The 20,857-nt window shown below is 36.1% G+C and carries 16 protein-coding genes; 5 read left to right on the top strand and 11 right to left on the bottom strand.

The features are described 5' to 3' along the window. Nucleotides 1–6 precede the first annotated feature (6 nt). Both LVD47_RS15690 and folP read right to left on the bottom strand, forming a co-directional pair. Nucleotides 7–4,767: a translocation/assembly module TamB domain-containing protein gene (locus tag LVD47_RS15690; RefSeq protein ID WP_236978565.1), complete on the bottom strand. Its 4,761-nt coding sequence runs from the start codon at nt 4,765–4,767 to the stop codon at nt 7–9. Between the two features lie 75 nt (nt 4,768–4,842). Then, nucleotides 4,843–5,718 carry a dihydropteroate synthase gene (gene folP, locus LVD47_RS15685; RefSeq protein ID WP_236978561.1) on the bottom strand — a complete coding sequence of 292 codons (876 nt, stop codon included), beginning with the start codon at nt 5,716–5,718 and terminating at the stop codon, nt 4,843–4,845. A gap of 533 nt (nt 5,719–6,251) precedes the next feature. Here folP and LVD47_RS15680 point away from each other — a divergent pair. Continuing rightward, nucleotides 6,252–7,565 (top strand): M23 family metallopeptidase, encoded by a 1,314-nt coding sequence (locus LVD47_RS15680; RefSeq protein ID WP_236978558.1) that lies wholly within the window; start codon nt 6,252–6,254, stop codon nt 7,563–7,565. Between the two features lie 991 nt (nt 7,566–8,556). Here LVD47_RS15680 and LVD47_RS15675 read toward each other — a convergent pair. The 6 genes from LVD47_RS15675 to LVD47_RS15650 form a co-directional block, all read right to left on the bottom strand. After that, nucleotides 8,557–9,828, bottom strand: a complete 1,272-nt coding sequence (locus LVD47_RS15675; protein WP_236978557.1) for a 3-keto-disaccharide hydrolase — start codon at nt 9,826–9,828, stop codon at nt 8,557–8,559. A gap of 26 nt (nt 9,829–9,854) precedes the next feature. Continuing rightward, nucleotides 9,855–11,528: a glutamine--tRNA ligase/YqeY domain fusion protein gene (locus tag LVD47_RS15670; protein WP_236978553.1), complete on the bottom strand. Its 1,674-nt coding sequence runs from the start codon at nt 11,526–11,528 to the stop codon at nt 9,855–9,857. Between the two features lie 20 nt (nt 11,529–11,548). Next, a complete protein-coding gene (argS, locus tag LVD47_RS15665; RefSeq protein WP_236978552.1) occupies nt 11,549–13,387 on the bottom strand; it encodes an arginine--tRNA ligase in 1,839 nt (612 codons plus the stop codon). A gap of 182 nt (nt 13,388–13,569) precedes the next feature. Then, on the bottom strand, nt 13,570–14,112 hold the full coding sequence (locus LVD47_RS15660; RefSeq protein ID WP_236978551.1) for an RsmD family RNA methyltransferase: 543 nt from the start codon (nt 14,110–14,112) through the stop codon (nt 13,570–13,572). 2 nt (nt 14,113–14,114) lie between these two features. Next, nucleotides 14,115–14,801, bottom strand: coding sequence for a DUF3822 family protein (locus tag LVD47_RS15655; protein ID WP_236978549.1), 687 nt, complete (start codon nt 14,799–14,801; stop codon nt 14,115–14,117). A 58-nt stretch (nt 14,802–14,859) separates the two neighbouring features. Further along, on the bottom strand, nt 14,860–15,450 hold the full coding sequence (locus LVD47_RS15650) for a hypothetical protein (RefSeq protein ID WP_236978548.1): 591 nt from the start codon (nt 15,448–15,450) through the stop codon (nt 14,860–14,862). A gap of 131 nt (nt 15,451–15,581) precedes the next feature. On the opposite strand from LVD47_RS15650, the gene tsaD reads away from it, so the two are divergent. The 4 genes from tsaD (at nt 15,582) to cysM (ending at nt 19,420) form a co-directional block, all read left to right on the top strand. After that, complete coding sequence (gene tsaD, locus LVD47_RS15645) at nt 15,582–16,583, top strand: tRNA (adenosine(37)-N6)-threonylcarbamoyltransferase complex transferase subunit TsaD (protein WP_236978547.1); 1,002 nt, start codon at nt 15,582–15,584, stop codon at nt 16,581–16,583. A gap of 159 nt (nt 16,584–16,742) precedes the next feature. After that, entirely contained in the window at nt 16,743–17,147 is a 405-nt protein-coding gene (locus tag LVD47_RS15640) for a hypothetical protein (protein WP_236978545.1), read from the top strand. Nucleotides 17,148–17,698: 551 nt separating this feature from the next. Then, the gene (locus LVD47_RS15635) at nt 17,699–18,514 is read left to right on the top strand and encodes a serine O-acetyltransferase (protein WP_236978544.1); all 816 of its coding nucleotides are present in this window, start codon (nt 17,699–17,701) and stop codon (nt 18,512–18,514) included. An 18-nt stretch (nt 18,515–18,532) separates the two neighbouring features. Next, entirely contained in the window at nt 18,533–19,420 is an 888-nt protein-coding gene (gene cysM / locus LVD47_RS15630; RefSeq protein ID WP_236978543.1) for a cysteine synthase CysM, read from the top strand. A 5-nt stretch (nt 19,421–19,425) separates the two neighbouring features. On the opposite strand, the gene LVD47_RS15625 is transcribed toward cysM, so the two are convergent. From LVD47_RS15625 to LVD47_RS15615, 3 genes are all read right to left on the bottom strand, one after another. Beyond that, nucleotides 19,426–19,881 (bottom strand): hypothetical protein, encoded by a 456-nt coding sequence (locus LVD47_RS15625; protein WP_236978542.1) that lies wholly within the window; start codon nt 19,879–19,881, stop codon nt 19,426–19,428. 6 nt (nt 19,882–19,887) lie between these two features. Next, the gene (locus LVD47_RS15620; protein WP_236978541.1) at nt 19,888–20,238 is read right to left on the bottom strand and encodes a phage holin family protein; all 351 of its coding nucleotides are present in this window, start codon (nt 20,236–20,238) and stop codon (nt 19,888–19,890) included. 78 nt (nt 20,239–20,316) lie between these two features. Beyond that, nucleotides 20,317–20,709 (bottom strand): YtxH domain-containing protein, encoded by a 393-nt coding sequence (locus LVD47_RS15615; RefSeq protein ID WP_236978540.1) that lies wholly within the window; start codon nt 20,707–20,709, stop codon nt 20,317–20,319. Between the last annotated feature and the right edge of the window lie 148 nt (nt 20,710–20,857).

Raw genomic sequence — 20,857 nt, 5'->3', positions numbered from 1 at the left:
AAAATGTCAACTTTCTGTTTTTCCTCCCTTTAAAAAATCCAGGAAACTATCAAATTCCCTTCTATAAGAAACCCCCAGACCAATTTTGGAATTCTTACTGGTTCGGTAAGGTTCTGTTCGTTGATATAAATTGACTTTTAATGTATTATCTTCCGTAATGGCATATTCCAGAATAAAATCATGGGTAATTAGTGTATTCGTAGTAAGGGCACTTTGAGTCTGCAAATTTGCCTCTGTCCTTAATATCAAGCGATCATCTAAAAAACCAAATTCAGGTTGAAAAATAAATTCATTTCCAGAACGCACACCTGTATTTCTATCTACCACATAATCATTCCGATATACATTGTATCCAACATTAAACTCTACATTTGAAATAAACGGAACTTCATCAATTGACCTTTGTAAATATTCCGTAATATAAAAGGACATCTGATTGGTCAAAACCTCAGAAACCGTATTCACTACGGTACCGTCAATATTGACTACTGATGAAACACTTGGTATAAATGAACGGGCAATTAATAATCCAAAGACTTGCTTATTGATTTCATTTTGATCATCAGATATTACCCGTAGCCGATCTTCCACGTAGTTTTTAATTTGTCCTGTCAATTCGGGAAATTCCATTTCAAAAGAAATGTCAGGGGAAAACAAATCACCTGTTAATTGTAAAAGGAGTTCCACCTGGGTGGCATTTTGCGCTAATTCCGACAATCGCTCATCACTTGTACCTATATATTCCAATATGAAATTGTAAGGGGGGGTTCTTACAGAGTAGGAAGCATCAAGATCTATCTTTGCGTTCATAGGATCCCCGTTCCAGGTAATAGTCCCTCCCCTGTTAATATTAAAAGACTTTCTGGTAAAGTTCAATTGCGCAAATAAGTATTGACCTGATATAACCTCATATGTGCCCCTCATGGTAAAGTTCCCGGACCTACTTAATTCAATCTGTAGCTCACTGTATCCCCTCGACCTGAGAATATCTCCTGTAGATTCATCCAGGATTATAGAGACCTCACAATCTTCCGTCAAAGTAAGATCCATACTTAAATTCAACCCTTCAATCCTGAAACTTGCCCCTCCATCGTCATCACTAGGGTTATTAAGTGCACTCTGCGATACAAAATTAATAAAGAAGTCTTCAGTATTGTTAACGGATATCGTCGATGAAATAGGTATCGAAATTTTTGATCCGGCCCCCGTCTCAGCCTGAATATCCATATTTATTTGGTTAAAGGGTCCTGTTATATCGATACTTGCCTTTCCGATACCCCTACCATAAAATACTGCATCATCACTCCTTTCCGTATCCAGTAAAAGAAATTTATCAGCATTTATCCGGGTATCCATTCGAAAATTAGACAAATGATCATGCCTGATTCCACCCTCCACATTTGCTAAATTATTCTGGCGATCAACCACATCAATATTTTGAAATCCAATAAGTTCATTTGATAGATTAACTTTAGAATTTACAAATTGATATTCTGTCCCCAAAAGAGGAATAGTTGTTTTGCCATTTATTAGGACCTCACCTGAAATGTCTGGCTGCACACCGTCACTATCGAGGGATACCTGTGCATTGGCATATCCAGATGTCCCCTGAATAATATCGGACAAAATAAAATCCAATACCAAAATGGGGAATTGATTAGCAGTTAAATCAAATTCAAATCGGGGTATTTCATTTTGCGCTTCATTGAATAAATCGTATTCTCCGGAGGCAACCAACGTCCTTTTATTTCCCTTTTGAAAACTAATATCAACATTAGCCATTTGCTTCAAACCAAGGGTATAAAACAATGTATTAAAGGTACCAAAATTTTCATTATTTATATAGAATTCGTCAATTCGGGTCTCTACTTCAAGACCCGTGAGATTAAAGATATTTTCTACACCAACCGTTAGATTAGCATTTCCTTTAAATTTGAATTTTCCATTGGGAAAAAATTGATCCAAAAATCGAATATCGATATTATTGACCCCGGCAATCATAGATTGTTCTGATGCACTTTGTACATATATATTTCGGTCTCCTGACTCAAAATTAAGGTTATTGACAAATAGCTTTTTCTCACCAAAGTTTATAGAGTTTCCCGCATCTAAATTCCAGTGCCTACCCAACATATCAAATGAAGATGAGTCGAGGGCCAGCTCCATATCTTTCCCGGCGAGGAACTGATTTCCACCACTTACATAAAATTTATTGAGAATATTGTTGACTGAATTTGTAGCAATCTTAAAGTCTAATTCATCTCCAATTAATTTGGCGTTTAATTGCAAGCTATCTACGAACAAATTTCCGGAATGCAGACTGTCAGCATAAATTATCCATTCATTATCAGTATTACTACCACTCGCATTGATATTCATCGATTCTACGCTGACCTTGTCATATTGGATCTTTGGTGCCGAAGCTTGAAAATAATATTCAAAATATTCTTTTCCCCTGTTTCTATACGTTAGTGAAAGATTGAGGTCGTGTATAGTATCGAGTTTTGAATTAATTAAATGGGAAAATTCCTGCGTATCGTTCACGTCAACCACCAGAGTAAAATCATTGGAGTATATGGTATCTGCCTCTAATTCCAGATTAGGGAAATATCCGATAATCTGGGGATGCCTGTTTTTCAGGATTTGATAAGTTGTACTTAATATATTCTCTATATTAAATTGTCCGTCAATGTCAATCGACAAGATATCAGAATCCAATTGCCAATCTTTGAAATTATCCCCCCAGGATTCTGCATCGAAAGTAATAGCATTCATACTAAAATCTACAGAATCATTACGATTTAAAACTACGTTGTTCAACCGCGCATATCCACTGAGACTATCCACCGGCGCCACTACCATATCCACATCTACATTTCCGGAAAGAGAAACATTCTCCTTTGATAAATTCAACCGGTCCAAATCCACATTATTTACACGACCAAGAAGGTTGATTTTAGCAATATTTGAAAAATCTATAATCCCGTTTAAAACGAAATCCAGTTCCGGTTTTTCCATCCCTACACTCCCGCTAAATTTATTATTCTGGATCGTACCGTTTACTATTAAATCTTCATATTTATATCCTTTGAACTCGATGCTGTCAAACTTTGTTTCAATATTAGCTTTCATCTGCTTCGGATCAAAGCTATATCCGTCATTGAGATCCAAACTAAAGGTTACTTTTCCTAAATTGGGGGAATTCAAAAATTTTCCGGCCTCAAAATTCTCTAATTGTACCTTTCCATTGAAGGCAGCATTTTTTACGTTATAATTTGTCTGATTATTAATTATCCCAAGATTGGTAAATATTCTATTGTCAAGCTTCAAATTATTTCCATTCAGAGATATAGTACTCCTCAGGTTGATATAATCTATAGAGTCTATCCCTTTGGGAAATTGAACATCAGGTAATCTACTTTTCAAATAAGATGGAGGCAAAACTCCTTCTTTAATAAATACTTTTAAATTTCTAGCTTGGGGATTAGTAATATTTGCTATTGTCCCATTTCCAGCTAGGCGAGCAGGTCCGTTTACAATTTTCCAATTAGTAATATTTAAATGATTTATTTCACCTTCGGCTTTAAAGTTGAAATCTACCGTCTCGCCTAAATTTTCTCTTATAATTTCCTGGTTGTTAAGTGTGGGAAAAACTTTCACCAAATCTGCTACATTCAGACTACCTTCAGGAATATTGAAATCTACCTGGACAAGATTCATAAAATCCTTAAATGCAGAAGTTCCATCATAAACCAATCGCCCGTCTCCCCTTAATTCAGAATCAAATGTATGGATATAAATTCCTGAAATAGCTAACTCCTCTTGTGTAAAAAGTAATTCCCTGAATTCTAAAGAATTGAACTGAATGGAATCACCCCATATAAAAGAAGCATTAAAATTGGAAGCATCAACAAAGTTCACTTCCGAATCTCCACGGTCTAAGTGACCATTGAATTTGGAAATATCTACAGTTTTGGTGTATTCATTCCTTATGGTATCAAAGGTATACACCTCTACTTTGCCATCATCAATGGTCACTCCATCAACATCCATATCCATTGCCCAAAAGGGAGATTGCTCCATGTTTTGTACCATTACCGAATCACTACCTATTCTATTATCTTCCAACTCATCGAGAATCATTTGGATATAAGGACTTGCACTGGCATTAATTTTCGCCCCCTTCACCTTCACATTTGGCTGAACAAGGGTAACGTCTTTAAAAGAAAATTGATCTTTTATATTACTGGATAGGATTTCTCCCACTACATCATGTACAGAGGCATCAACCCGCAAGTGTGTAATAGTATCCCTGAAATCCAGATCGAAATATGCCAGATTCAATTTACAGGGTGAAAATAAAAATTCAAACCCCTTTTGCCCAGTGGTATCGACTACCTGAGGATTATCATCCCTCGGTGTATAATTAGCCACTGCATTTACCAAGACTGTATCAGCATCAACACCAGTAAAAGTAATTTTCTTTTTAAAAAGTCGTACAGGATTGACATTTATCGAAAAAGCACCTTCCGAAATATAAATCAATGAATCAATGTCCTCATTCCCCATTAAAAAGTTTTCCAGGTACAAATTATTGAAGGGCCTAAAACTCACTTTGTCTACACTCAAGGTAATACCATAATTCTCCTTTACTAATCCAGAAGCCCAATTGATCACCTTTGTCTGTAAAAAAGAGGAATTCAAAATAGCAAAGACCATTGCCAATAAGATAATGAGACTAACCAATAGATATTTGCCTAATCTCAATAAAGTTTTATAATATTTTCGAGAGTGCTCTCCCACTAATCGGTTTTTGACTATTTAATATTTCATAAAATAGTATTAGAATTTCATTTCAACAACTTGTTGACTATTAAAGTTTTCCCAAATTTTGACAGCCTCCACTGCTTCCCTCACATCATGTACTCTTAATATTCTCGCCCCCTTCATTAACGCCAACATATGAACTGCTGTTGTACCATTAAGAGCTTCTTTGGTATTGGCATTGACCGTTTTCTGTATAAATGATTTTCTCGACACCCCTACTAACAAAGGATACCTCAATACCTCAAATCCATCCAAAAAATGCAACAATTGAAAATTATGAGTTACATTCTTAGCAAATCCAAAACCAGGATCGAGTATTAAATCAACGATCCCAACCTTTTCTGCTTCATTAATTCGAGCTACAAAATAGTCAAACACCTCGGTAACGACATTGTCATATACGGGATTTAATTGCATATTTTTTGGTCGCCCTTTCATGTGCATTGCAACAAAAGGAGCATCAAAAGCACCTACTGTTTCCATCATATCCTCATCAAAGGTCCCACCAGAAATATCATTAATAATTGCAGCACCTTCCTCCAGGACTTTTTTAGCAACCTTACTGTGAATAGTATCCACCGAAACGGGGATATGTGGAAAGTTGGTCCCCAAAGCCTGCACGATTCCATCCAACCGATTCGTCTCCTCCTCTATAGAAATAAGTTCTGCACCGGGACGACTGCTCATAGCCCCTACATCAAAAAAGTGTACACCTTCATTGACCATTTCTTCTGCACGGAATAGTGTCTCATCTATAGATTGAGTTCGAGACTTTTTGTAAAAAGAATCCTGATTAATATTGATAATCCCCATTATCTTCGGGGTCTGCAAATCAATTAATTTTCCACGACAGTTGAGGGTCTGATACGTTACAAACACTTTTTTACACAAAGAAAAATAAATTTTATCTAATACCGTGTATGTTTAATTGATATCTCCCAAAGTGTACTGCAATATTTATCTTTGGAAGTAAGGACCCTCTTTATTTATCTTTGGTCTAAAAGGAAATCAAAGGGACTAGTTCAGGGCCTCTCTAATTACCGCAATAACATAGATTTCCGGATCGGCACCCAACATCTTGCTCCTGGTAGGATATGATCCAATATGAAAAAAAGAACAGAAGTAAGAGCTTTTTATTTAGAAGCATAAGTAGAGAAATAATTGACAACAAAAATCAAAAAAGATATTTAATAAGCGATGTAATTATAGCGGCCAAATATAACTCCCAATTTCTACAAGCAATTTTAACATGTATTAAATATTCATCTTATATTTATATATTATACTTATTTACAATTATTTAAACATTATAAATAAATTTAAATCAAAAAACACGGTTTTGGATGGTATCAAAATTCGAATAAATTTCTGGTTGTAAAAATAACTTTTTGTATTATTATCACCCTAATTAAAGAAAACTTTACATGGGGAAACGAGTACGTATAGCCAGCACCAAACAAATAGTTTTTGGAACCTTTATTTTTCTGGCTATTGCTTTCGGATACAAACAAAGTGAGTTAACAAGTTTGTTTAAATCCAATGCCGGAGAAATAATTACCAGCCTACCAATAGAACTTCCTGAATACGAATACAATATTAATACTTCACAGTTTACTACTGTTGAAGGAACGATTGAGAATGGCCAGGTTCTATCTGAAATTTTTAGCAATTTTGGAATTGGCATAAATACTCTTCATGCTATCCTGGAAGCAGGTAAAGATGTCTTTGATGTAAGGAATTTAAGGGCGGGTAAAACATATAAGGTCCTCAAAGATGAAGAAGACCAATCACCTAAATATTTCATCTATGAACCCGACAAAATAAATTACTTTGTATTTGATCTCACAAAAGAACAAGATATACAAAAGGGACAACGGTCTATTGATACGGTAAGGCGACAGTTTGCAGGAGAAATAAATTCCTCGTTATGGAATGCTTTTTCCGATTACGATATTCCCTCTTCGCAAATTCCGGCTTTGACTGCTAAGATGGAAGATGCACTGGCGTGGACTGTAGATTTTCACCATGTCCAACCAGAAGACCAGTTTAAATTAATATATGACGAATTATATGTAGAAGGAGAATTAGTCGGTATAGGAGAAATGAAAGCTGCCTGGTTCTCAGCATCCGGTAAAGAATTTTATGCTATCCGATTTGACAATGGAGATTATGATGGCTATTATAGTCTGGATGGGCGCCCTATGAAACGGGCATTCCTGAAAGCTCCGGTAAAGTTTTCCCGAATCTCATCTAGATATAATCTCAATCGATTTCACCCGGTTTTGAAAACAAGACGTCCCCACCTTGGAACAGATTATGCAGCACCGTATAATACAGAAATTTACGCAACTGCCAATGGTACTATAACTCGTATAGGCTATACCAAAGGCAATGGTAATTTCATCAAAATAAAACACGACGATACCTATTCAACTCAGTATCTCCATATGAATAAATTTGCCAAAGGGATGACCAAAGGTACATTCGTAAAACAAGGGGAAGTAATTGGATATGTAGGTGCTACAGGTTTAGCTACAGGGCCGCATGTATGCTACAGATTCTGGAAAAACGGAAAGCAGGTTGATCCGCTCCGCGAAAATTTACCCGAACCCGCTCCTATGGACCAGAGTTATATGCCTGAATTCAACATCGTTAAGAAGAAAGTTAAGCAAGAACTTGACCAAATTCCTTTTAATGTGGCCGTGGACAAAGAAAGCATCGCGGATGCAAATTCGTAGGAATTTGAAGGGGTAATAATTCATTTATTATTTTTTCTTATTGATGATTACCCTTTTGACTGCATTCATTCCATGATCCATATCCTAATATATATAAGAATAAAGTATCTGAAAAAGTTTTTAGGATAGGCAAAGGATATATTTCCAGAACAAATATGGCCTGGGTCTATTCTTGAAGATACTGAAAACCTACCACAGGAGCATTTCAGAAAAGGGGAACCATCCCTGAAAAATTTATTAGCACAACCAGATATCTTTGACAAGGTGGTTGAGATGCCTTTTGTCCAATTAGGAGAGAGCTTATACCAAAATAGTCTATAAAATACTATTTTTTAGCTGGAATGAATGTGTTTAGGCTATTTGATAAAATATTTAGCACCTTTATATCCATTGGATTTCATAAAAGGTTCATAAACCTATTTCCATCCTGATCTGAAGAACTAAGAGATCCATTCAATGCAAGACAAAATAAAACCCTTAATTCAAGATAAGTATGCCCCAAGAGAGATTTCTAACTTAATGTGAGACAGAGAAAGTAATAGCTCTCACCGTTTGCCGCCTTTAGCTTAGGCGGCGGCGCAAGGAGAGAACTAGAATTAACCAAGGGTGGAAAACAGCTGAAATCGCTGATTCTGGTATTGATTTCCACAAAGCGATGACCTGGGCATTGCTATTTTCGCAAACTAATGTCAAAAACAGTTATTCGTCTAACTCAGATTAACTTAATGAAGAAAGCTGGCAACTAAAATTAAACTGCCATACTCAACCATTGAAGAGACAATGATTAATGATCTTTTACAAACGCCATTAATAAATTCCATAATCCTGATATTGACCAGGGATTGAATAACGTAAATTAAAATTCGCTTGTTCCGGGAAGATATGATAAGATTAGAAAAATCTTATCATCCTAAATATTTACACATAAATAAAAAACCCGAAGAACTTTACATTCCCCGGGTATTATACATATTCTTTGAGCAGATTTGAATTATAATTCTTTCATTTTCAAATTTTTCCATCTCACACGAATGCCGCCCCCACTATGAATCTGCAATGCAATTCGACCTTGTGCATTTGCAATTTTTTCATCATCCAATTCCGTCATCACTTCCCCGTTTAACCAGGTAGTTACTTTCCCTCCTACTACTTTTATACGCATCGTGTTCCATTCACCCATATTGAGGATATCTTCCTTTTCCTCAGGGATTTCGAAGATCCAACCTCTTCCGTAAGATTCATATATTCCACCGCTATTGTTACCCGGAGGAGCTACTTCTACCTGCCATCCAGAGATTTTGGTACCTTCTTCAATAAAAGATCTAAAAAAGATACCGCTATTTCCATCCGCCTCCTGGAGGAAATCAACCGATAAATCAAAATCATTATAATACTTTTTCGTAGCTAAATACCCATACGCTTCATCGGGCCCACTCTCACAAATCAAAATTCCATCATCTACATACCATTTTTCAGTTCCATAAACTTCCCACCCGGTAAGGTCCTCACCATTGAATAAATCTTCTTCACTAGTCTCTCTGGGCAATTCCTTAACCTTTATATTTCTGTACCAGGTAGGAGCACCGTGGTCCTGAAGGACAAAGTGTCCTTTTCTCGCCAACCCATATTCAGGAGCATCCGCCCATTTGCCGGACTCTTTTCTCTCAAACCAATCTTCAGTCCACGCTTCAAATTCTACGATCTTTTTTCCATTCAACCAATGCTCAACATGACCATTATCAAATACTATTTTGGAAGTATTCCATTGACCTACAGGCTTAAGTTCTTTTTGGTCTTTATCAGCGACATGCATAGCATAATCTGCACCTGCCATTTGCCATTCTTCCAAATCGGCCGGAAAGCCAACATCATCCAGCACCTGATACTCAGGTCCTGAAACATAAGGAACTTCATACTGGGGACGATCAATCACATGGTATAAAACCCCGCTATTCCCACCTTCCGAAATCTTCCATTCGAATGTCAACACAAAGTTTTCATATTCCTTCTCTGTCATTAAATATCCATTACCGTCGCTCCCTTTTCCAAGAGCCTGGAGTAATCCATTTTCTACCTTCCAGGGTCCGGAAACACCTTCTCCGTGATAGTCTTTCCAACCATCCAGACTTGTTCCATTAAATAACAATTCCCAACCTTCCTCTTGTTCTTCAGTGCTCAATTGGTTAACTGGTTTTTCCTGGCAACTAAAACTAATTATTAGTGCAAAAAATAATAAAAATGGCGATGAAAGTACTTGCTTCATGATAAATTATTGTTTAGTAGATTAATCTATTTCTTGTGTTTTTTTTGAATTTTAGCCCATGAGTCTTTAAGGGTAATAGTTCTGTTAAAAATAAGATTTTCCTTTGTAGAATCCTGATCTAACACAAAATATCCCTTTCGAAAAAACTGGATTTGCTCTCCCTGGGCAATTTCACCTGCCGACGGTTCGACAAATATTTCATGCAACACAGTAAGAGAGTCGGGATTAACAAACGATGTAAAATCCTTTTCCGGATCACCATCTGGTACGGGTTCTGTGAATAACCGGTCATACAATCTCGCTTCGGCTTTTTTAGCATGTTCGACACTCACCCAATGTAAAGTACCTTTGGCCTTAATGCCAGAAGTATCTGATCCACTTTTACTATCTTTATTATAGGTACAATGCACCTCTTTTATATTTCCGTCAGAATCCTCTACAAAATCATCGCAGTGCAATATATAAGCATGCTTTAATCTTGTATACCTCCCGGGTGCCATCCGAAAATACTTTTTAGGAGGATCTTTCATAAAATCATCCCGCTCAATAAATATCTCCCGTGCAAAAGGCATTTCTCTATTCCCTGCATCAGGATCTTCAGGATTATTCTCAGCGGGTAACCACTCAACTTCACCTTCAGGATAATTGATAATGACCACCTTTAATGGGTTTAGTACCGCCATCATACGGTTTGCTCTAGCATTTAGGTCATCACGAACACAAAATTCCAACAGGGATATATCAATTACATTATCTCGCTTGGCCACTCCGACCCTGTCAGCAAATTGCCTGATTGAAGCCGGAGTAAAACCTCTTCTCCTCATACCACTTATCGTAGGCATTCTGGGATCATCCCATCCAGAAACATATCCTTCTTTTACCAGTCTCAATAACTTTCGTTTGCTGGTAATCATATAATTCACATTCAGGCGGGCAAATTCAATTTGACGGGAAGGAAATACTTCCAACTTTTCAATAAACCATTCGTAGAGAGGACGATGATTTTCAAATTCCAATGTACAGAGTGAATGAGTAATGTTTTCGATAGAATCAGACAAACTATGAGCAAAATCATACATGGGATAGATGTTCCATTCTTTCCCAGTCTGGTGGTGGGGCACCTTTTTAATCCTGTATATTAAAGGATCTCGCATATTGAGATTGGGACTGGCCATATCTATTTTTGCCCGAAGCACTCTGGAACCTTCGTCAAACTTACCATCCCTCATTCCCTGGAATAATTCAAGATTTTCACTAATTGACCGCGCTCTATATTTACTTTCCACTCCAGGTTCAGTCACTGTACCTTTTTCTTCAGCAATTTCATCCGCAGAAGAATCATCCACATAGGCCAGCCCCTTCTCAATTAATTTGACTGCTAGTTCATAAAGTTGTTCGAAATAATCAGAAGCATAATAAAGACGGTCCTCCCAATCATATCCTAACCAATGAATATCTTTTTTAATACTCTCTACATATTCAGTTTCTTCTGTACTGGGGTTAGTATCGTCAAAGCGCAAATTGGTAATGCCTCCATATTCAATGGCTACTCCGAAATTTAGGCAAATAGACTTGGCATGCCCTATATGCAGATAACCATTAGGCTCAGGAGGAAATCTCGTAATAACTTTTCCTCCGTGCTTACCTTCCTCCAGGTCAGATTCAATTATTTGTTCTATAAAATTCCGAGACTTATCCATATACTCTATTTTATTTCATTTTACATTTTGTTGGGCATATCAATACCCAATAAGTTCATTGATCTTTTCAAAACTTTTGCAACACTTTGGCTAAGAACAATCCGAAATTGACGGGCCTCTTCTGATTCTGCTGACAACACACGATGTTCATTGTAAAACCGGTGATAGGTTTTGGCCAATTTATAGGAAAAATTGGCCATAACTGAGGGATCAAATTCCTCAGATGCCTTTTTTAATTCAACTGGATATTCACTCAATTGAACAAGTAATTCCTTTTCCATTGTTGACGGAGCATAATCACTTCCTCTCACAAATTCAAGCTCCTTATTTTTCCTCAAAATCGATTGTATCCTTACATACGCATTCTGAATATATGGTCCCGTCTGACCTTGCATATCTACTGATTCTTTAGGATCAAATACCATGCGTTTTTGAGGTTGTACTTTGATCATATGAAACTTTAATGCACCAATTCCTATTGTATGAATAATATCATCCTTTTCATCTTGCTCCAGCAGGTTTATTTCTCCCTTTTCAAGAGCAATTGATCCGGCCTCCTTTTTTACTTCGGCAATCAAATCATCTGCATCTACAACTGTTCCCTCCCTGGATTTCATTTTACCCGTAGGCAAATCTACCATTCCATAGGACAAATGGTACATTCCTCCGGAATAGGGTTTGTTTAAAATCTTACAGATTTCAAAAAGCACGTCAAAGTGATAGTTCTGTTCATCTGCTACCACATATATCATTTTATTGGCCCCCATCTCCTTATACCGCAATTCGGCCGTACCCAAATCCTGGGTAATATAAACGGAGGTTCCATCTTTGCGAAGCAGGAGCTTCTTATCCATTCCCCTTTCTTCAAGGTCTACCCAGACCGATCCATCGTCTTTTCGAAAAAACACTTTTTCTTTGAGTCCCTCATTAACGATTTTTTTCCCTTCCAGATAGGTTGAAGATTCATAATAATTCTTGTCAAATATAATTCCCAGGGCATCGTAGGTCTTATCGAAACCATTATAAACCCACTGGTTCATTTGTTTCCACAAGGCAACCGTATCCCGATCTCCATTTTCCCAACTGATTAACATTTCCCTCGCTTCAGCTCCCAATTTGCTATACAAATTAAAGTACTGGTTTTTATATGATGAAAAAAACTCTTTTTCAGATTGTCCTTCTTTGTGCACCGAGGAATATATTAATTGTCCTTCCTCTGATAGCTGCCAATTGGTATATTCTTCTTTAAAATTACTTTCAAAGCGAACATAGAAATCTCCTACAAAATGATCCCCTTTTATCCCGGTATCATCAGGGGTTTTTCCACCTCCCCACTTATTCCAGGCTAACATACTTTTGCAAATTGCTATTCCCCTGTCATTGATTATCTGTGTTCGGGTAACGTCATATCCCGTCTCTTTTAATATTTTATAAACAGACCAACCCAAAAGTATATTTCTTATATGACCCAGATGTAGAGGTTTATTGGTATTGGGTGACGAAAACTCCACTATAACTTTCTCTCCGTGCGGCTTCACTTTTCCAAAATCACTATATTCAGCCACATAATCTGCGAAATCCAACCAATGATTATTCTTAATTGACAAGTTTAAAAAACCTTTTACAATATTATAACCACTAATTAAACCTTTACTCTTTAAGTAGTCCCCAATAGAATCACCGATTTCCTGTGGTTTCCTTTTAATTTTAGGAATAAAAGGAAACATTACAAAAGTGTATTCCCCATCAAACTCAGGTCGCGTAACATTGATGGTAATATCATCTTTAACAACGCTCAAATTATATAATTCTCCCAGAGCTTTAACTAAAAGCGTTTCCAATTTTTCTCGTACCCACATATTTTAAGTGTATTTAATCGGCAAAGGTATCATTTTCCTATCGGTTAAGTACTAAGAATCCCCTCTATAAATCAATTTTACTACGATAAAACGAATTCGTACATCATTGCTATCGGTAAATAATATACTTGTATTGATCCTCTCTGGACAATAAGTCAAATAAAGGATGGAAATTTATTGTATTATTTCTTCTTGAAAAAAGAAAAGAAGGTTCCTCCATATTTTCGTACCTGTTCAAAACCAAAATGATTATTGAATTGGTGATCCTGATTATGCTCTAAAACAAGGGTCCCCCCACCTTTAAGTAAATTATGATCGAATATTAATTGCGGTATCTCTGGAATTTTTTTCAGTGGATATGGTGGTCCTGCGAAAATAAAATCATATTTATCAACAGTTTTATTTATAAACTTGAACACATCAGCTTTAACTATTTTAATAAAACTTTCAATTTCAAGCTCCTTCGCCAGTGATTCTACAAATTTCACACATGGCCTGTGCCTGTCCACATAAGTAACACTTTTACATCCTCGGGAAATAAATTCATAGCAATGATTTCCGGTCCCCCCAAATAAATCCAGCATATTGATACTTTCGAAATCAAGACTATGTTGGAGAATATTGTATAGACCTTCTTTTGAAATATCCGTAGTAGGGCGAGTAGGCCACTTATCTGCCGGGGGATAAAATCTCCTTCCCTTTAATTTTCCGCTAATTATTCTCATAGTTAATACGATATCTCGGGATAATATTTATAATCATTATTTGAATGCTGTAATTTCGATTCCTTTATATCAGTGGGAGTTATAATTTGAATACCCGGAAAATTTTCAGACAACAGATTTCCAACTTCTTCAATCAACAACAAATCTCCAGAGGCTAAAATTCCCGAAATAGGTCTGTCATCAGGATATAAATTTCTGACATTGAAAAGTAAATAATAAAAAACATCCAATGTTTTATGTACTTCAAATACGTTCAAACTATTTAATTTGTTGCCTTCACAACCGGCAATAAATAGAAAATTTCCCCGTAGGTGAAACCAGATGTTAATATCTTTATTCCAATCATCTTTCCGGACTTCCTCCAACATTCTATCGGTAATATGATAATAAGAAACAGGACAGCTAAAAAATTCTTTATGATAAAACAAAATCCCTGAAATATTTCTCTTGAAGGCTTCAATTTTTTCATGCTCTCTAAAAACAAATTCGTCATTTACGAAACAAAGTTCAACAGCAGTAACCGTTTTTTTGAAAACATTATTTTCGGAATAATACTCGTCTAGAATAGATTGGATATTACCAAAATTAAAGCGCTTTTGCTTCAATCTGAGAACCCGGTGCTCAATAATATTATCTCTCGCCCTTATTCCAGTTTCCTTCAAAAGGCAAAAAAGGCTGTCATTTAGCATAATTAATGACAGCCTATATTTTAAATTATTCTTATTATGACGAGAAGCCAAGTCTATATCATTTATCCCAACTACCTGCAGTGGTCGGTTTATTCATATCACCAAATTTTATAACGTTTTGCGGACTGTACATTTTGTCATACATACTATACTTGATGTCTGCAAAAGGACCCATAAATTTGTCATAGGAGGTTTTTACTTCTACCACATTTACCAGGGTTGACTGATATGTCAAAGTATCTGCATCCAGGCTAAAGGTCTCACCGTTACTATATGGAATATATTCCAGAGAATCAAGGGTGATTCCCATAGCATTAATAGTATCAATAGCCGGTTTATAGGTAGTATCCCTTACCAACTTTGCGGGATCAAAATCCGGATCATCAGGATCTCCGATTATGTTAATAAATTTCAATTGTCCTGTCTTCAGGGTATCCTTCAGTTCGCCCCAGCTATTTGCATAGGAACCATTCGTAATATCCCTATACACATCTTGTGCGTTCCGGATCTTCATTAGTTGTTGAATAACTCTGCGTTCTCTGCGATCCAATTCATTCTTGAATTCTATTGGAAGTTTGATACTGTTGTACGTTAAATATCCTAATATTACAACACCCGCTAATAGAAGTAGATTAATTACAATTCTCATTTCAGTTTTGATTTTATCAATATCAATTTATGCAATAATAACATTTTTCCTAAATAAATTTAAAATAGTTCGACACCTTTCATTTTTTATTGCAAAAATTATCAATTTTGCCGCTAACAAATAAAATTAAAATGTCAACTATAATACTGGCTATAGAATCATCTTGTGACGATACAGGTGCCTCTGTATTAATAGATGATAAAATTGCTTCAAATGTTGTATCAAGTCAGATAGACCACGAAAAATTAGGAGGTGTAGTACCTGAATTAGCCTCCCGCAAGCATATAGAAAATATTGTCTGGGTTGTTGATCAAGCCATCAATGATGCCAAAATAAACAAAGAGGACATTGACGCTATTGCTTTTACCCGGGGGCCCGGTCTAATGGGGTCGCTTTTAGTAGGCGTATCTTTTGCAAAATCATTGGCATCTTCTCTAGAAATACCCATTATTGAAGTCAATCACATGGAAGCGCATATTTTGGCACATTTTATTGATACTCCAGTACCTGAATTTCCATTTCTTTGCCTGACAGTTTCCGGTGGTCATACACAAATTGTGAAGGTGGATTCACCCGAAAAGATGATTGTACTTGGACAAACAATAGATGATGCTGCCGGTGAAGCTTTTGACAAGGCAGGAAAATACATTGGCTTACCCTACCCCGCAGGTCCGCATATCGATAAATGGGCACGAAAAGGCACCTCTAAATTCACCTTTCCAATTCCACAGGTAAAAGAATTAGACTTTAGTTTTAGTGGCTTAAAAACGGCTTTCTTGTATTTTCTCCAGGACCAGGTAAAAATGGACAACGATTTTATAAACAAAAATTTGGCAGACATTTGCGCAAGTCTGCAAAATACTATCGTCACTATCCTGTTACAAAAATTAATACTCGGATCAGAAAAAACAGGTATTCGCAATATAGCTATTGCTGGAGGCGTTAGTGCAAATAGTAGTTTGAGAAGTCAATTACAACAAGTTGGAATTGAAAAAAATTGGAAAATTTTTATTCCTAATATTCAATACTGTATTGACAATGCTGCTATGATAGCAAAAGCTGCTAGCTTTAAATACAATAATAAAGAATTTGCTCGTTATAATATTACAGCAGATCCAAAACTAAAAATTTAACTAAATAAGAGAACATATACTTTTTAATTTTTAAAAGTGATAAAGTCATTCACAAAACATTAAAATATTTAATACTTAATTAACATTTATTATTGTTTTATGTAGATAATTTTACTTATTATTTTAATGATTTAGAAATCAATTTAAAACTTATTAAGTATGAAAAGGAATTCATTAGTTTTATTCGTTTTAGCGATCGCCATGAGCTTTACTATTGTAAGTTGTAATAGCGGTCAGGAAGAAAAAATGAAGCAACAATTCGAAGCTGAAAAAACAGAATTACAGAACAAGTTGGAAAAAGCCGGTGATGAGATTTCTGCGGAAATGGATCAAGTCGAAGACAAACTGGATAACCTACAATCGCAAATGGCCAACAATGCTGAAAATGCTTCAGACGAAGTAAAAGAAGAGTGGAACAAAATGAAAACAGACCTCAATAATCAACTCGCCAAGTTAGAAGATAAAAAAGAAAATCTAGATGCCGAGTTAAATAGGTTGGGTCAAGCCACTAAAGAGAATTGGGCTGAATTTAAGAAAGATGTTAATGAAACTTTTAACTTCTAAACTACAGTAAATAAAGAATAGATAGAAAAGGTTCTTTCCCAGGGAAAGGACCTTTTTTTGTTTATACCTACTACCGCCTGATAATCAAAATATGAAATGGTTTGGCTGATTATTGTTTGCACTTGAAAATGATCATTATTTTTTCGAAGCTGCTAATTAGGCAGGTTAAATGGGCTTTCACGATAGAAAATATATTTTCTCTCCCTGTCGATACCAATTCTATATGATCAGTGAAGTTTTTACACCGTACTATATTCATCATGCCTCGATTTAGATCGCTTCTCATATCACCACACATCAATCAATACTATCCAATTTATTGTCCAATAAGATACAGGGATAATAATCTATTGAGAGAATATTAGTTTATATTTAAATCGACAAATCCGGAGTTAAACATATTTGAATTTTTAAAGTTCTACTATTGTCCGAAAAGATTGGTCTTGAAATAAGTCAAATACCGGGCAGGATTCTTTACAATCAATAGCCTATATGCAATACTATTATTGCGCAAGAATTAATATATTTGAGCAATCAGAAACCACAATTCAATGAATGAGCAATTTGTAAAAAAGCTATTTAAAGAACATAAAACTCAAAAGAAATTCCCGGCACCGGATATCGTATGTAATCTGATCAATACCTCCCTGGAAATGTTGTTCCCGGAGCTGTCCAATGAACAGTACCATTCAATCCAGGGCTTTCAAATCAATTTAAATAAATTAAAGCAAGATTATATCTTAATGTTCCAGACACTGGACATTGAAAAAAACCCATCGGAATTAGCCCAGTTTGTGTTTGATAAAATTCCGGAAATAAAAGAGAAGTTGGAAATGGATGCCCAATCCATTTACGAGGGTGACCCTGCAGCATATGATATCCAGGAGGTAAAAAGGTCCTATCCCGGATTTTATGCCATCGCCGTATATCGCTTTGCCCATATGTTACACCAATTACAGATTCCGTATATACCAAGAATTCTTACAGAATATGCACATAGCAAAACGGGTGTTGAAATTCATCCGAATGCTAAAATAGGTTCTCATTTTTGCATAGATCATGGAACGGGAATTGTAATTGGTGAAACGGTAACCATTGGAAGTCATGTCAAATTATACCAGGGAGTAACGCTTGGAGCACTCAGTGTCGATAAATCCTTTGCTTCTACGAAAAGACATCCTACTATAGAAGATGGCGTAATAATATACTCCGGAGCAACGATCCTGGGAGGAAATACAGTAATTGGGGAAAATAGTATTATCGGAGGTAATGTATGGCTTACTAAAAGTGTAGAACCCGGTTCAAAAATTTATTACCAGCCCAGCATCATTGAGCATTCTGATAGTAATTCAACATCAATATCCTGAAAAGAAAAAAAATAAATAATGCATTCTATATTAGACTTAATAGGAAAGACCCCATTGGTAAGAATTCAGAATTCTACCAACACTTCTGAAATAAAAGTATATGCTAAACTCGAAGGACAAAACCCGGGTGGTAGTGTAAAAGATCGCACGGCCTACGGAATGATATCCGGAGCTTTCGAAGATGGAAAACTTGACAAAGGAGATCATATAGTAGAAGCTACTTCGGGGAATACCGGAATAGCATTGGCTATGATTGCCAGACAATTTGATCTGGGTATCACCCTCATAATGCCGGAAAATTCTACAAAAGAAAGAATTCAAACCATGAAAGCATATGGAGCGGAAGTCATACTTACACCAGCTGAAAAAACGATTGAATATAGCAGAACGCTTGCGGAAGAATTGTCCGAAGAAAAAGGATATGTACTTCTTAATCAATTTGCCAACCCTCATAATTATGGCATTCACGTAAAAACTACCGGTCCTGAGATATGGAAAGATACTAATGGACAAATAACACATTTTGTAAGTAGCATGGGTACGACCGGTACGATAATGGGAGTCTCAAGGTATATAAAATCTCAAAATTCCAAAACTAAAATAATAGGAGTACAACCTACTGACGGAAGTAGTATACCCGGAATCAGGAGATGGTCCCCAGAATTCCTGCCAGCCATTTATGAACCTGAAAGAGTAGATCAAATTATTGATGTTTCCAAAGATGAAGCTATTGCAGGTATGCTGGAATTGTCCAGAGACTATAGCATTTTTGCTGGAATGAGCAGTGGTGGAGCGTTTGCAGCTGTCAAGAAATTGACTGCACATCTACCTTCTTCATCGACGGTAGTATTTATCGTTTGCGATAGAGGTGACAGGTACCTTTCGTCAGGAATTTATGACCAATAAAACCTCTACTTCTCCAGAGAAGTATCTTCTTCTCCTTCCCAAACAGTTTCATCCTCACTTTCTCCAAAAAGAAAAGAAAAGTGTCCATCTTCATATAGCTTTTGACCTACGGAAATAGCAAAAGGCACAAACTTTACCAAGGTACCTAGCCAATCAAAACCCGATTTGGCGTCTGTAGTCGAAGAAGGGGTTTCGTGTCCGGATTTAAATTCACTGCGAATTGCACCCTTACGTTCTTTGCCAGAACCTTCCCCCTTCTGTAACAATTTCCTAATACCATACCCCGTTATTATTACAATGCCTATAGGCAACAAAACCTTTTTTAAAGCAAAGTCCTGCCCTTCGTTCTTGGCCTCATTCAAATTAGATTTTAATTTGTCTCCCGTCAAGGAATTTCTTCTCTTTATCCTTTCTTTCTCCTTTTTAATATCTTCTAACGTTCTTATAGTTGATCCTTCCATAGTATTCTAATTAAAAAAATCTTTTAAGATAAGCCTTAATACCGGATTGGTAATTAAGGAGTTTCGGAATACAATCAAGACAATAACAAGTATGATAAATGAAGCTGTAACGATTCCAAAACCGGCAAAAAATGAATTTAGGTAAATACTTAATCCAATGGCAATCGTCAGCGAAGCAAATAAAAATGCGAACATTACAAGCATTAGAGCAATTACCCTACTTATGATTTTTGATAAAATCTTGGAGCTATGTTCAGCAAATTCAAGTTTAATAAGATTCTTTTGAGAATTAAGGTAGTCTTTAATATACTCACTACTTTGTCCAAGGGCGTATAAAATGTTCTCCGTTTGCTTCATATTTTGGCGATTATTGAAATAAAAAAGGGTTTACATCCTCTTTAAGATTGCAAACCCACTGAATCTTTTCGATAAATCTTAAGCCCCTTTTGACTCTAAAAGATCTTCTATTTCCTTAGCTTTTTGATTAATTCTATTTCTTGCGTCTTCAGCTCCTTTTTTATAGGCGCTTTCAGCAGATCCCAAAGCTTTATCAGATTTTCTTTCGAACTGACTTATTTTTTCTTTTACCGATTCGCTTGCTTCAGAAATCACTTCTTTACTTTTGTCAATAGCAGAATCAAACCCTGTTCTAAATTGTTCAAGACTCTCTTTTGTCTTTGATTCGGCTTTCTTGGCAAAATCATTTGCTTTTTTGGAAGTTTCATTTCGCAATTTCTTCCCGTTTTCTGTATTGAGGTAGTATCCGGCAGCTGCACCTACCGCAGCACCCAATAAAAATAAAATTCCTGATTTTTTCTTGTTAGCCATAACTAAACTGTTTGAATTCGTTAATTAATTAGATATGCAAGATTTAAAACTTAAAAGTACTCTTGTAGTTTTAAACTCCTTTTGTAATGAAATAGTTCTATTAAGAGCCTGTTTATTCATCTTGCTCTTTCTATATTATATTAAAAAA

This window comes from Membranihabitans maritimus (assembly GCF_021729145.1).
GTDB classification, from domain to species: Bacteria; Bacteroidota; Bacteroidia; order Chitinophagales; family Saprospiraceae; genus Membranihabitans; species Membranihabitans maritimus.
This window is presented reverse-complemented; position numbering and strand designations above follow the sequence as displayed.